The organism is Anianabacter salinae (assembly GCF_019061145.1).
GTDB classification, from domain to species: domain Bacteria; phylum Pseudomonadota; class Alphaproteobacteria; order Rhodobacterales; family Rhodobacteraceae; genus Anianibacter; species Anianibacter salinarum.
This window is the reverse complement of the sequence record NZ_JAHQZS010000006.1, coordinates 15,083-27,418: the sequence shown is the minus strand read 5'-3', so window position 1 is coordinate 27,418 and position 12,336 is coordinate 15,083. Positions and strand designations below refer to the sequence as shown.

12 protein-coding genes and 1 tRNA gene are annotated in these 12,336 nt (G+C 64.6%); 10 read left to right on the top strand and 3 right to left on the bottom strand.

Features of this window, described 5'->3' with window-relative positions:
- The first annotated feature begins 64 nt into the window (after window positions 1–64).
- Window positions 65–141, top strand: a tRNA-Arg gene (locus tag KTJ87_RS15490).
- Window positions 142–302: 161 nt separating this feature from the next.
- Here the strand turns inward: KTJ87_RS15490 and KTJ87_RS15485 are convergent.
- Together KTJ87_RS15485 and KTJ87_RS15480 are read right to left on the bottom strand one after the other, a co-directional pair.
- Window positions 303–1,649, bottom strand: coding sequence for an ATP-binding protein (locus KTJ87_RS15485; RefSeq protein WP_267140055.1), 1,347 nt, complete (start codon window positions 1,647–1,649; stop codon window positions 303–305).
- On the bottom strand, window positions 1,646–2,305 hold the full coding sequence (locus KTJ87_RS15480) for a response regulator transcription factor (RefSeq protein WP_267140238.1): 660 nt from the start codon (window positions 2,303–2,305) through the stop codon (window positions 1,646–1,648). Before KTJ87_RS15480 ends, KTJ87_RS15485 begins: the two co-directional genes overlap by 4 nt.
- Window positions 2,306–2,455: 150 nt before the next feature.
- On the opposite strand from KTJ87_RS15480, the gene KTJ87_RS15475 reads away from it, so the two are divergent.
- From KTJ87_RS15475 to KTJ87_RS15455, 5 genes are all read left to right on the top strand, one after another.
- Complete coding sequence (locus tag KTJ87_RS15475) at window positions 2,456–2,761, top strand: PepSY domain-containing protein (RefSeq protein WP_267140054.1); 306 nt, start codon at window positions 2,456–2,458, stop codon at window positions 2,759–2,761.
- Window positions 2,762–3,142: 381 nt separating this feature from the next.
- On the top strand, window positions 3,143–3,535 hold the full coding sequence (locus KTJ87_RS15470) for a PepSY domain-containing protein (protein WP_267140053.1): 393 nt from the start codon (window positions 3,143–3,145) through the stop codon (window positions 3,533–3,535).
- Window positions 3,536–3,576: 41 nt separating this feature from the next.
- A complete protein-coding gene (locus KTJ87_RS15465; protein ID WP_267140052.1) occupies window positions 3,577–4,047 on the top strand; it encodes a DUF2271 domain-containing protein in 471 nt (156 codons plus the stop codon).
- A gap of 12 nt (window positions 4,048–4,059) precedes the next feature.
- Window positions 4,060–6,267, top strand: a complete 2,208-nt coding sequence (locus KTJ87_RS15460) for a PepSY domain-containing protein (protein ID WP_267140051.1) — start codon at window positions 4,060–4,062, stop codon at window positions 6,265–6,267.
- Window positions 6,248–7,192: an FAD:protein FMN transferase gene (locus KTJ87_RS15455; RefSeq protein ID WP_267140050.1), complete on the top strand. Its 945-nt coding sequence runs from the start codon at window positions 6,248–6,250 to the stop codon at window positions 7,190–7,192. The genes KTJ87_RS15460 and KTJ87_RS15455 overlap by 20 nt, the downstream gene beginning before the upstream one ends.
- Before the next feature lie 59 nt (window positions 7,193–7,251).
- Here KTJ87_RS15455 and KTJ87_RS15450 read toward each other — a convergent pair whose 3' ends face one another.
- A complete protein-coding gene (locus KTJ87_RS15450; RefSeq protein WP_267140049.1) occupies window positions 7,252–8,253 on the bottom strand; it encodes a helix-turn-helix transcriptional regulator in 1,002 nt (333 codons plus the stop codon).
- Window positions 8,254–8,430: 177 nt separating this feature from the next.
- Here KTJ87_RS15450 and KTJ87_RS15445 point away from each other — a divergent pair, with 177 nt between their 5' ends.
- The 4 genes from KTJ87_RS15445 to KTJ87_RS15430 all read left to right on the top strand — a co-directional run bounded on the left by KTJ87_RS15445 (window position 8,431) and on the right by KTJ87_RS15430 (window position 12,038).
- Entirely contained in the window at window positions 8,431–9,180 is a 750-nt protein-coding gene (locus KTJ87_RS15445) for an SDR family oxidoreductase (RefSeq protein WP_267140048.1), read from the top strand.
- A gap of 23 nt (window positions 9,181–9,203) precedes the next feature.
- Entirely contained in the window at window positions 9,204–9,734 is a 531-nt protein-coding gene (locus KTJ87_RS15440) for an anthrone oxygenase family protein (RefSeq protein ID WP_267140047.1), read from the top strand.
- A gap of 35 nt (window positions 9,735–9,769) precedes the next feature.
- Window positions 9,770–10,240 (top strand): cupin domain-containing protein, encoded by a 471-nt coding sequence (locus tag KTJ87_RS15435; protein WP_267140046.1) that lies wholly within the window; start codon window positions 9,770–9,772, stop codon window positions 10,238–10,240.
- A gap of 403 nt (window positions 10,241–10,643) precedes the next feature.
- Window positions 10,644–12,038 carry an MATE family efflux transporter gene (locus tag KTJ87_RS15430; RefSeq protein ID WP_267140045.1) on the top strand — a complete coding sequence of 465 codons (1,395 nt, stop codon included), beginning with the start codon at window positions 10,644–10,646 and terminating at the stop codon, window positions 12,036–12,038.
- Window positions 12,039–12,336 lie beyond the last annotated feature (298 nt).

The window sequence follows — 12,336 nt, the reverse complement described above, 5'->3', positions numbered from 1 at the left end:
CCCCGCCCGCCGACGATAGACGCGCTTGCCCCGATACCCCCGACGACGCTAAAGCAGGCGCAACGGTCCCATAGCTCAACTGGATAGAGCAGCTGACTTCTAATCAGCAGGTTCGGGGTTCGAGTCCTCGTGGGATCGCCAATTGGATCATACTGTTGTTCGGCACACAGAACCTGGTCGTCGGCGAGTCCACACAATGTGGGCGACGCGGGCATTCGCTACGATGATACAACCACCTGCAGGTCGAGGGTGGCACTCGGAAAGAAGCAGATCGCAAGTTCCCGATAATTCCGAACTCCAATTCATGACCAAGCGCCGGCAACCTCTGTCGGTAGATTCACGCTGGCCTGGAAACCGGTTTCAGAACCCGGCCTTGGCGACGCGAGAACAAGCGGGCTTCCGAACCGGTCCGTGATGGCGGCAACGATGGCAAGGCCCAGCCCGCTGCCATCGGTGTTTGAGCCCGCTCGTTCAAAACGGGTTGTCAGCCGGTCCAGAGCGTCGCGCGGCAGGACTGGGCCGTCGTTTGCCACGACAAGTTGCCCGTCAGACGTCAACATCACCTCGACCGGCGAGGTCATAGCGCCATGACGCACGGCGTTTTCGACAAGATTTCGGCACAGTATTCCGAAGGCGTCGGGATCCAGGTCCGACATGACCGGCGTTTCGGGCAAGCTCAGCACGATACGCTCTGGCGCACTCATGCGCTCGATGTCCTGCACCACGAGTTCCGCGACGGTGCGCAGGTCGGCGCTTTGGTCCATGCGAAGCCGCCCACCTTCGGCCCTTGCAAGTTGCATGAGCCGTTCGGACAGGCGCGTAAGCCGTTTGAGCGTTGTCTCGATCTCTCCGGCGCGGGCCTTGGCAGCCGGGTCGGCGGTCTCGGACTGCAGGCGCTGCGCCTGTGCGATGGCTCCGGCGAGCGGCGTGCGCAGCTCATGCGCTGCATTGGCAGCAAAGCTGCGCTCGGCCTCGAACGCGGAATGCAGCCGCGCCAGAAGGCTGTTGAGCGTGGTGGCGACCGGGCCGATCTCGGCAGGCAGATCATGCGCGGGAACCGAGGACAGGTCCCGCGCATTTCGGGTCTCCAGACTGGCGCGAAAGTGGCGCAGCGGGGCGAGGTTCCGGCGCACGGCAAAGACGATGGCCGCAAGCGCGATGGGCAAGACAATCATCAGAGGCAGGCCAAGCCCCATCTGGATATTCCGTGCAACCTCTTGGCGATGGTCCAACGGTTCCGCGACGGTGATGCGGATCGTTTCCTGAAGCACCGCAGCGCTATAGAGCCGGTGGGTCGCGGTGTCATGAAACCCAGGCCTGTCATAGGGCGGAAACACCGACGGGTCGGCGGCATGTGATTGCAGCAGGATACGGCCATGAGGATCGCGCACGACATAGGTGAAGAACTCGTCATGGGCGCGAATAGCAGCGAGCCTTTGAGTCAGACCTTGCTCTTCGCGACCGATGATTTCGGTCACGGCCAAGGGCAGGATGCGTTCGGCCGTCTCGCGCAGCGCCGCGTCGAACACCTCGTCCATTTCATGACGCACCAGAACGGCCGTCGCCGTCGCCGCAAATATCCAGCAGACCGCAAGAACCAGACCGACCGACAGCCCCAGCCGCGCCTGTAGGCTGCGCGGCAGTCTCATGCTTTGCCCAACCGGTAGCCCATGCCGCGCTCGGTTTCGATCAGATCTGACCCAAGCTTCTTGCGCAGACGGCTGACATGGACTTCGATGGTGTTGCTTTCGACCTCCGTATCGAAAGCATAGAGCTTTTCTTCAAGCTGCGCCTTGGACAGAAGCTGGCCGGGACGCGCCAGGAAGGCCCCGAACAACGCCCATTCGCGGGCGGTCAGCTGCACGGGCTTGCCAGCTTTGTGGATACTGCGGGCGGCAAGGTCGATGTCGAGCGAGCCGTGGCTGATGATCGGGTTCGGATTGCCGCTGTAGCGCCGCCCGACCGACCCGATCCGCGCGGACAACTCGGCCAGATCGAAGGGTTTGACCAGATAGTCGTCCGCCCCGGCATTCAGCCCCTCGATCCGGTCTGACACCTGATCCAGCGCGGTCAGGATGATGACGGGTGTCACATCGCCTTGCTTGCGCAGGGTCTTGAGGAACCCGACCCCGCGGCCATCGGGCAGCATCAGATCCAGCAGGATCAGGTCATAGGACGCGCCGCGCACCGCCTCGCCTGCCGCATCCAGCCGCGTCACCCAATCGACGGACTGGCCATCGGCGGCGATCTGGTCCCGCACGGCGGGGCCCAAAACGGTGTCATCCTCGATCAGCAGGATACGCATGGCGGCTCTGTTCCCATTCATGCTCGGAACCCCAGGCATGGCCTGCCTGACTGACGCAAAGCTTACGCCGGTGGACAAAGCGCTTCAGTCTCCCGTCAGCTTGGCCCCCTATACACTGAATATCGCTGCCCGGAACAAGGAGCTTGGCCCATGCGAAAGACATCCATGATGCTTGCCTGCCTCGCCATTTGCACGGCCAGCCCGGCGCTGGCGGATGATGATTGCTTTGTCCCGATGGAGAACTGGCAGCCCAGAGACGCGGTTGCAGAGCTTGCCAAGAGCAATGGCTGGACCGCTCGCCGGATCAAGATCGACGATGGCTGTTATGAGATCGAGGGCCTCGATGCCGCGGGCCGACAGATCGAGGTCACGGTCCATCCGGCCACGCTCGAAGTGATCGAGTTCGAATACGAGGACGAGGACGAGGACAAAATCGAAGGCCATGACGATGACTGATCGCGCGTCCCATGCCGTCGCCCATGAGACAAGCGGCCCGTCGCGGGCCTTTTGGCCGTCCGTCTTGTCCGGGGACTGATCGGCACGCGCTACGCGCGCTTTGCCCAATTCACGAAAGGGCCGAGAGCACCGCTTGCCTATCTCAAGGACAGGACCGGCGGCAATGAACAGCGCTATCTTGCACACACCCTGCGGGCGCCTGAGCCGGAGGCTATCCAACAAACCCAAGGCCAACTTTCCCTTCGGCCTGCATTGGCCCCGCCCGTCCCGGCGGGGCCTTTTCGTTCCTGACAGCAAGCTGAAGCAGAAATCGCCGCCGTGTCAGGTAGCGCTCAGATCAGCCTCGCAGATTGGGTTCATCAGAAAACAGGAGATGACCCCATGAAAAAGACCCTGACGATGCTGACGATTGCTGCGCTGCTGCCCGCAGGTGCCGCGCTTGCCGATGACGACGACTGCTCTGTGCCGCGCACCCAGTGGCAGCCCCGCGAAGCTGCGCTTCAGGTGGCGCAGGACAATGGCTGGACCGTTCGGAACTTTGAAGTCGACGATGGCTGCTTCGAGATCAAGGGCCGCGACGCGGACGGTCGGGAGATCGAGGTCAAGCTCGACCCGGCGACGATGCAGGTCGTCGAGATGGAATACGAGGACGACGATGACGACGACGACGACTACGGCACGGCTGTCGGCAATCCGGCCCCGGCTGGCACCGTGGCCCCGCCGCAAAACGGCCTGTTCGGCACCGGCACGCCGCCGAAGGTCAAGGTGAACTGAGCGCCTTTGACGCCCGCCCTTCCAGCAACAGGATAAACCCGATGAAATCCCTTCTTTCTACACTCGTGCTGACCACGGCCCTGACGATGCCCGGCCTTGCCATGGCGCGACAGGTCACCTTGACCACCAACCTCACGTCCTACGGCGGCGATGGTGCCTATCTCGCGCTGTACGTGACGGACGCTTCGGACACCTATGTCGGCACTCTCTGGATGGCTGGCGGAAAGTCGAAGTATTACAATCATCTGACCGGATGGTATCGCGCCACAGGGGGCGACACCGCGCAGGTCAACGGGATCACAGGCGCCAGCGTCGGCGCGGGCCGGTCGCTTGAGATAACCCTCGACCTGGCCGACGCGCTGTTCGATGCGGGCTACACGCTGCACATCGACGCCTCTGTCGAGGATATGCGCGACAGCCCGAACGAAGTGTCGGTGCCGCTGACGTCAGGCGGGAGGGGAACCCTCGTGAAGGGTCGTCGCTACATCGCGGATTTTTCCTACGACATGTAGAGGGGGCGGGTCATGATCCGTGCATTCCATCGCTGGCCGGGTCTTCTGGCCCTTGCCCTTGTCACAGTTCTCGCGCTCAGCGGGGCGGCGCTTTCCGTCTTCCCTGCGGCGGATCAACTGACCGCCCCGCAGGCCGAGGCTGGCCTGACGGTCGCGCAACTGTCCGAGCGGATTCAAGCCGTCTATCCCACGGTCGAGCAAATCCGGCGCGCGCCCTCGGGCCGGATCACCGCCTATTGGTTCGAGAACGACTCTCCCGGTGCGGCGGTCATCGATCCCGCCACGGGCGCGGGCGCGGGATTGGCCGATCCCAACAAGGTCGAGCGTTGGCTGACCCATTTCCACCGCTCGCTCTTGCTTGGCGATGCGGGCCGTCTCGTCATGGCGGTGGGCGCCCTGGCGATGTTGATCTTATCTGTCACCGGTGCGGCCCTTGTGGCGCGGCGCGCAGGTGGCTGGCGACACTGGTTCGCGCCCCTGCGCGGGACAGCGCCGGGCCGTTTGCATGTGGAAATCGCCCGGATTGCGGTGGTTGGTCTGGTGCTGTCCTCCGTGACCGCGCTGTGGATGGTCGCCGTCACCTTTGAGGTGCTCCCGGAAAATGCTGCCATGCCGGACTTCCCGGCGGAGGTCAGCGGCGAGACAGGCATCGCGTTTGCGGACATGGCGGTGATCGGCATCACGCCGGTGGACACCCTGCGCGAGTTGAGCTTTCCCTATCCCGGTGATCCGACGGATGTCTTCACGCTCAAGACGGATCAGGGCACCGGGTATCTTGATCAAGGGACCGGGGCGCTTTTGGCCTGGGCTGATCTGTCCCTGTGGGAGCGTACTTCGGAAACCATCTACATGCTCCACACCGGACAGGGTGCCACAACGCTTGGGCTTGTGCTTGGGATCATGGCGCTTGGCGTGCCGCTCATGGGGGCGACGGGCGTTCTGATCTGGCTGGCCGGGCGGCGTGGACGCCCCCGAATCCGAGGCAACTCGGCCAAAGGCCGAGCCGAGACCATCGTGCTGGTCGGCAGCGAGGGCGGCAGCACTTGGGCCTTTGCCGCGACGCTTCACGCCGCGCTGACGCAGGCCGGACAAAGCGTGCATCTCGCGCCGATGTCAGCGTTGGACCCGGCCCGCTATGGCCGTGCCGAGCGGATGATCGTGCTGGCCGCGACCTATGGCGATGGCGATGCGCCCGCCTCGGCCAAGGGGTTCCTGGATCGGTTGAACGCGCTTGACCGCGCGCCCGAGATCCCCTTGGTCGTTCTTGGTTTTGGCGACCGGAGCTATCCAGCCTACTGCGCCTTTGCCAAGGCCGTCACGGCGGCGGCACAGGCCAAAGGCTGGCCCGGACTTATGGCCATGGGCATGATCGACCGCCAATCGCCGCAGGAATTCGCTCGCTGGGGGCGTGACCTCGGACAGGCTATGGGGATCGCGCTTGACCTCATCCATCAGCCCGTCTTGCCCAGGACCAAGGCGCTGACCCTGATCTCGCGCCGCGACTATGGTGCAGAGGTGCAGGCCCCGACCGCAATCCTGCGCTTTGCACTGCCGCGTGTTTCGCTGTGGCAGCGGCTGGCCGGACAAGGCTTTGCCCGTTTCAACGCAGGCGATCTGATCGGCATCCTGCCCGAGGGCAGCCCGGTGCCGCGCCTCTATTCGCTCGCATCCGCCCGCCGCGATGGATTTGTCGAAATCGTGGTCAAGAAGCACCTCGGCGGCCTGTGTTCAGGGCAACTCACGGCGCTGGAGCCCGGCGACACCGTGACCGCCTTCTTGCGCCGCAATCCCGATTTCCAACCGCGCGGTGACGACGGCCCGTTGATCCTGATCGGGGCAGGCACCGGGATCGGACCACTGGCGGGATTTGTGCGCGGCAACGCTCGGCAGCGGCCCATTCACCTGTTTTTCGGGATCCGCCACCCGAGCAGCGATTTCCTTTATGGCGAGGCACTGCGCGACTGGCAGAGCAAGGGCTTGCTGACCCGGCTGATCACGGCGGTGTCGCGTGAGACGCAGCCTCAATATGTTCAGGACGCGCTGCGCGGCGACGCCGCCCAAGTCGCCCAACTGATCCGGGACGGGGCCCGCGTGATGGTCTGCGGCGGGCGAGACATGGCCGCAGGCGTCGCCGATACTCTGGCCGAGATCCTCGCGCCCGCCGGGCTGACCCCCGCGACCCTGAAGGCAGAAGGGCGATATGTCGAAGATGTCTACTGACCACACGCGCCACGCGCTGAACGGGGCCACCATGGGCACGCGCTGGTCTGCGCTGTTCTTTACGGCGAAGGGCCATGATCCAGAGCCGATCCAAGCGGCGCTACAGTCCGCCGTGGACGCGGTGGATGCCCAGATGTCCACCTGGAACAAGGCCAGCGACCTGATGCGCCTGAACGCCGCGCCGGTCGGCGATTGGGTCGCGGCGCCCGAACAGCTTCGAGAGGTCTTGCGCCTTGGGCTGGAGGCCGGGCGCGCCACGGGCGGTGCCTTTGATATCGGCATGGGCGATGCGGTGATGGCCTGGGGCTTTGGGCCGCAGGTTGCCGCGCCACACCGCATCCGCGAGGCGATGACAGCCAACCGCCAACCCGCGCATACGGCGTTGGAGATCGACGGGACCCATGTTCGCAAATCTGCGCCGGTTGCGGTCGATCTGAACGGTATCGCCAAGGGATACGGCGTGGATCGGCTGGCCGACACCCTGCGCACCCATGGCATTGAGAATGCGCTCGTCGGGATTGACGGCGAGATGCGCGCGCTTGGGGTCCGACCGGACGGGCAAGCCTGGACCATCGCGGTCGAGGCGCCGGACCCGGACCGGCGCGCGCCCCATTCCATTCTCGCGCTTGAGGAGGCTGCCGTGGCTACCTCGGGCGACTATCGCCACTGGGTCGAGGTGCGGGGCCGCCGTCTGTCACATACGATGGACCCAGACCGCAGGACACCCTTACTTGCCTCGCCCGCCTCGGTCACCGTGGTGGCGCGCACCTGCGCGGAGGCTGACGCGTGGGCAACGGCGCTTATGGTGATGGGAGTCGAAAGGGGGGCAGCATGCGCACAAGAGCGTGGTCTGAATGCCCTGTTCCAGCTGCGAGACGGTGACGGGGAAACGCAGAGCAAGGGCGTTGGAAGTCTGTTCCGTTGAGAGTGTGCGAGGATCGATCCCTCCGAAGGGACGACCGTTCTTGGCGTCTGCGCGTTCCCCTACCCGCGATGTGGGCGCAGAGCCTGCGGGGTCATCCCCGTCCATTTCCGGAACGCCCGCTGGAAGGCGTTCGAGTCGCGGTAGCCCACCAGATGCGCGATCTGCTGGTTGTTGAGATCGCTCTTGAGCAGATAGCGGATCGCCAGCTCTTTTCGCGTTTCGTCAAGCAGCGACTGGAAGGTCACCCCTTCGTCCGCCAGACGCCGCAATAGGGTGCTGCGGCTCAATCTCAGGCGTGCGCAGACATGGGCGATGCTGGGTTCGGTGATCGAGAACGCCTCCAGCATGGTCGCGCGAACCCGGTCCGACAGGGGCACGCCCTTGGACTGGATCATGGCCTGGCTTTGCAGGTCCGCTTCGGTGGCTTCCCAAAGCTCGGGGTTGTCAGAGATGAACGCAACACGCGCATCGGCGCGGGCATAGGTCAGCATGGCGTCGCCATGTTCCGGGACCTGGCCAAAGGTCTCATCCAGACGCTCGCGCTCGTCCTGCGGCAGCGGCAGGCACACCCGCAGCGGGTGGATCGCATGACGCGCCAGCGCATTGGCCTGCGCGTGCAGGTAGATGATCTGCGGGCTGCTGAACGATCCCGGCAACGACGCGGTGGCCACATCCGGCACGACCCGCACGGTGAACTCGGACGCACTGCGCGATACGATGAATTGCATCGGCCCGAACAGGCTTTTGAACTCGGCCATGCGCAGGATGCCGGTCTCGAAATCCGGCGCGGTGGAAAGAGCGAAAAGAACCGGGATCGCCGGGCCCCCCGCCATCCGCAGCCCTAGAAGCTTCGAGATGTCCTGCTGCCCCGAGAGGTCCATCATTGCGGTCCAGAGGCGCAGATACTCCTCTGCGGTCACGAGAAAGGCATGGTCGTTGCGCTCGGTCGCCACGATGCCCGCGCGGGTCAGAACCTCGTCCCAGCCGAGGCCAAGCATCCCGCAGATCGGGCCCGACAGGACAGCGGATGTGTAGATCGGGGATCGCTCATGCGGCTGCATGCGGGGGCCTTTCTCGCGGGGGACACCGCCAGACGTTCTAGAAACGATCGGCTCGTGCCACGCAATGGCTTTGAGCCGATCTGCAAGTCATTGATCCGATCTGCAAGTCGCAGGCGGTGGGAGAAGGCCATCCGGCAGGGCAGATTGGCGACGACATTGTCCTTGGGAGAGACCGACTTGGACCTGACATCGAAGATCATACTCGTCACCGGCGGCGGTTCGGGCATCGGGCGCGAGCTGACCCGGCAGCTTGTCGCGCTTGGCAACACGGTCATCATCTGCGGACGCGACGCGGTCAAGCTTGCCGAGGCCGCGCGCCTGACCGGGGCGCAGGCCATCGCGGGGGACGTGACGATTGCGGAGGATCAGGAGCGGATCCTGTCAGAGATCAAGGCGCAGCACGGCCGCCTTGACCTTCTGGTCAACAATGCGGGCATCTTCCTGGCCTATGACTTCCGGACCGACCCCGACACGCTGCAAAAGATCGAGCGCGAGATCGCGATCAACGCAACGGCGCCGCTGACCCTGACGTGGCGGGCCTTGCCGCTGCTGGAGCAAAGCGCGCAGCCCGGCGTTCTGTTCATCGGATCGGGCGTCGCGTTCGTCGCGTCGCCCGGAACGCCGGTTTATTCAGGCACCAAAGCCCTGATCCATCACTGCGCGCAGACCTTGCGCCACCAGCTGCAGCCTCACGGCATCACCGTCTTCGAGGCCCTGCCGCCCGTCGTCGATACCGACATGGCATCGGTGCTGAAGTCCGACAACTTCAAGAAGATGAAGCCCGCCGACCTCGTGCGCGACATCCTGGGCGGGCTGCGCCGGAACCAGAGCGAGATGCTGCTGGGACAATCGCGCCAGATCAAGTGGATGAGCCGGATCGCGCCCGCGTTCCTGTTTCGTCAGTTCGCCAAGACCGAGTTTCATTGACCCCCAACGACAGGGCCACCGCAATGCAGTCTGATCCCTATCGCGCCCGCGTCAATACGCTGGCCGTCATCACCGCAGCCGCCTTCTTTGGCGCCAATCTGTTCATCGGGCTGTCGATGGGGGCCTATTGGCTAGGCCTGCCTCCGGCCGATTTCGCGGCGCAGTTCTTCCCGCAGTTCAGCAATTTCCTTTACACGATCATGCCGTTGTTCCTGCTGATGCTGGTCGGCCTGATCCTGTCGGCCCGGTTCGATTGGAACCATGCCCCGGCGCGGCGGAACTGGGTGATCGCGCTGTGGCTGTATCTGGCCCTGTCGCTGATCACGATCCTTTTTCACATGCCCCTCAACGTGCGACTTGCGGCTGCGATCGGGTCGCCCGTTGGGGATGCTCTGGCCTTCTACAAGGCCATCGCGCTGATCGGTCCGGTGAGCGAGGACAACGCAGCCACGATTCGCGCGACCTGGCTTCTTGGCCACGTCCCCCGCGTCCTGCTCACCCTTGCCATTCCCGTCTATGCCCTGCGCGCGATGGCCGCCGGAACCACACGCTGAACCGATTTTTCCCCACTTGGATGAGGCTGCCCACGATGCACCAGAACGTCCTCTCCCGCCTGCTTTTGCTCGGCTCAACGGCCTTCCTGATGGTTGCGACCTTTGGCCTGTCCGCGCAGGCACAACACCTGCAAGAGCCCGACGCCCAGATCCGTGTTCCGGCCGATCAGGTGGCATTCGCCCCGTTCCCGGCCCCCGGCGTCCGAAGTGTCGCTCTTTATGGAGGCGTCGGAACAGGGATGCCGACGGCGATGACCTCGCTGCTCGACCCCGCAGCTTACGAGGTCCTGCCGCACACCCATACGCACGGCTACTGGGCGATGGTCGTGAAAGGCCGGATGCAGCATTGGCAACTGTCCGAGCCGGACCGGGGACCGGACCTTCTGCCCGGGTCCTACTGGTTCCAGCCCGGCGGCGTGCCCCATGCCGAAGATTGCCTGGGCCCCGAGGTCTGCCAGGTCTTCGTCGTCTTCGACGCGCCTGCGGATTTCACGCCGGTTCAGTAAGCCAAGGCCAACGCCACGGGAGCAAAGCGCGCTGTGATGACTGCGGGTCTACTCCGCCTCTCCGGTCTGCGTTGTCGGACGGACCAAGGCCTGGCGAAAGGCGACAGGCGCTTACCCATTCTCTCGGTACGGACTGGTATCACCTGAACCTGCCAGTGGCGCTGACATTCGGGGCCGCCCTTGGTGTCCTTTGCGTCCTTCTTTTCACCCGCAGGGGGTCATTCTCGCCGGCCGCACGACTGAGGCTCTACGGTCTGCTCGGCGTTTTGCCCTTCGCTTTCCTCGTAATCTGAGGCCAACTCCTTCTCAGCGCTGAAAGGGCGAACGACGTGGGCGCCGGTTCCAGCCTCGGCCCTTCGTCGCAAAGAGGGCTGGATTGACCAGAAACCGAACCGGAGGCCCCATGGCCGAAGCGCGCGCCGTCTTTCTCGAAGGCAATCTTCTTCGCCACATCACGGTGATGGCGCTGACCTCGTCGGTGGGGCTGATGGCGGTCTTTGCGGTCGACTTCATCGACATGGTCTTCATCTCGATGCTGGGCAACGCGGAACTGGCGGCTGCGGTGGGCTACGCGGGCGCGATCCTGTTCTTTACCACCTCCTTCGGCATCGGCATGGCCATCGCGGCGGGTGCGCTGGTGGCGCGCGCCTTGGGACAGGGCGACGCGGACCTCGCCCGTGCGCAGGCGGCGGCGGCGCTGGTCTGGGGCGTGGTCTTCGGCGCGATCTTTGCAGCGGCGGTCTGGCTGAACCTTGAGGCACTGGCGTCGCTGATGGGCGCCACGGGCGAGACGCTCGATCTTGCAGTTCTTTACCTGCAGATCATCGTGCCGAGCCTGCCATTCCTGATTGTCGGCATGTTGGGCGGCGCGATCCTGCGCGCCCATGGCGACGCGCGCCGCGCGATGATGGCGACGATCTGGGGCGCGCTGGTCAACGCGGTGCTCGACCCGATCCTGATCTTCGGTCTGGGGCTCGACCTGACAGGGGCGGCGCTGGCCAGCGTCGCGGCGCGGCTTGCGATCGCGGGCACGGCTCTGATCCCGATCTTTCGCCATCACGGCGGGCTGGTGCGACCCGGTCTGCCGGAGATGTCCGTCGCCTTCGTGCCCATCGTGACCATCGCAGGCCCGGCGATCCTGACCCAGCTTGCCACGCCTCTGGGGCAAGCCTTCGTGACCCGGACCATGGCCAGCTTTGGCGAGGCGGCGGTCGCGGGCATGGCCATCGTCAGCCGGATGACGCCGGTGGCCTTCGGCGTGATTTTCGCGCTGTCGGGGGCCATCGGGCCGGTGATCGGCCAGAATTTCGGCGCGGGACGGATGGACAGGGTCCGGCAGGCCTATCGCGATGGGCTGCTGTTCTGCGGCCTTTTCACCGTGGCGATGACCGCGATCCTGTTCGCCCTGCGTGGCCCGATCATCACGCTCTTCGGAGCCGAGGGGGTGACGCGCGACCTGCTGGTCCTGTTCTGCGGGCCTCTGGCGCTGGCGTTCTTCTTCAACGGCGTGATCTTCGTCACCAATGCGGCGTTCAACAACATGGGCCATCCGTTCCGGTCGACATGGATCAACTGGGGGCGGCACACGCTGGGGACGGTGCCCTTCGTGCTCGCAGGCGGCGCACTGTTTGGCGCGGCCGGAGTGCTGATCGGGCAGGCGGTGGGCGGCGTTATCTTTGCGGGCATCGCCGCTGTGATGGTCCGGCGGATGATGGACGGCGAAGCCGGTCCCGCGATGCCCGAAAAACCTTTCGACCGTCAGGCGCGGCTGATGAGCCTGATGCACCGTCGTCGGTGATTATTGTGTAGTTGGGCTGTGTGAGTGCAGATCGAGGCAGGGATATGCAGGTCTCGACCAGAAATCGAGTCCCCGGTCCGGAGCGTCAGAGAAGCTGTGTTCGAACCTCCGAAAGCCACGACTCCGCGGACGCCGCCGAGGGTGAACGGTGGGACGACCTCGCCCTATGACCCATTTAGTTCATTCACATTGCGATATGATGTGGTGCCCGGGGGCGGAATCGAACCACCGACACGAGGATTTTCAATCCGGCCTGACTGAATTTCATGTTCTGAATTTTGCTTTGCGTTGTGCAACG

Coding starts and splice junctions, on each gene's coding strand:
- KTJ87_RS15485 (WP_267140055.1), bottom strand. CDS start 1,649: ATGAGACTGCCGCGCAGCCTACAGGCGCGGCTGGGGCTGTCGGTCGGT.
- KTJ87_RS15480 (WP_267140238.1), bottom strand. CDS start 2,305: ATGCGTATCCTGCTGATCGAGGATGACACCGTTTTGGGCCCCGCCGTG.
- KTJ87_RS15475 (WP_267140054.1), top strand. CDS start 2,456: ATGCGAAAGACATCCATGATGCTTGCCTGCCTCGCCATTTGCACGGCC.
- KTJ87_RS15470 (WP_267140053.1), top strand. CDS start 3,143: ATGAAAAAGACCCTGACGATGCTGACGATTGCTGCGCTGCTGCCCGCA.
- KTJ87_RS15465 (WP_267140052.1), top strand. CDS start 3,577: ATGAAATCCCTTCTTTCTACACTCGTGCTGACCACGGCCCTGACGATG.
- KTJ87_RS15460 (WP_267140051.1), top strand. CDS start 4,060: ATGATCCGTGCATTCCATCGCTGGCCGGGTCTTCTGGCCCTTGCCCTT.
- KTJ87_RS15455 (WP_267140050.1), top strand. CDS start 6,248: ATGTCGAAGATGTCTACTGACCACACGCGCCACGCGCTGAACGGGGCC.
- KTJ87_RS15450 (WP_267140049.1), bottom strand. CDS start 8,253: ATGCAGCCGCATGAGCGATCCCCGATCTACACATCCGCTGTCCTGTCG.
- KTJ87_RS15440 (WP_267140047.1), top strand. CDS start 9,204: ATGCAGTCTGATCCCTATCGCGCCCGCGTCAATACGCTGGCCGTCATC.
- KTJ87_RS15435 (WP_267140046.1), top strand. CDS start 9,770: ATGCACCAGAACGTCCTCTCCCGCCTGCTTTTGCTCGGCTCAACGGCC.
- KTJ87_RS15430 (WP_267140045.1), top strand. CDS start 10,644: ATGGCCGAAGCGCGCGCCGTCTTTCTCGAAGGCAATCTTCTTCGCCAC.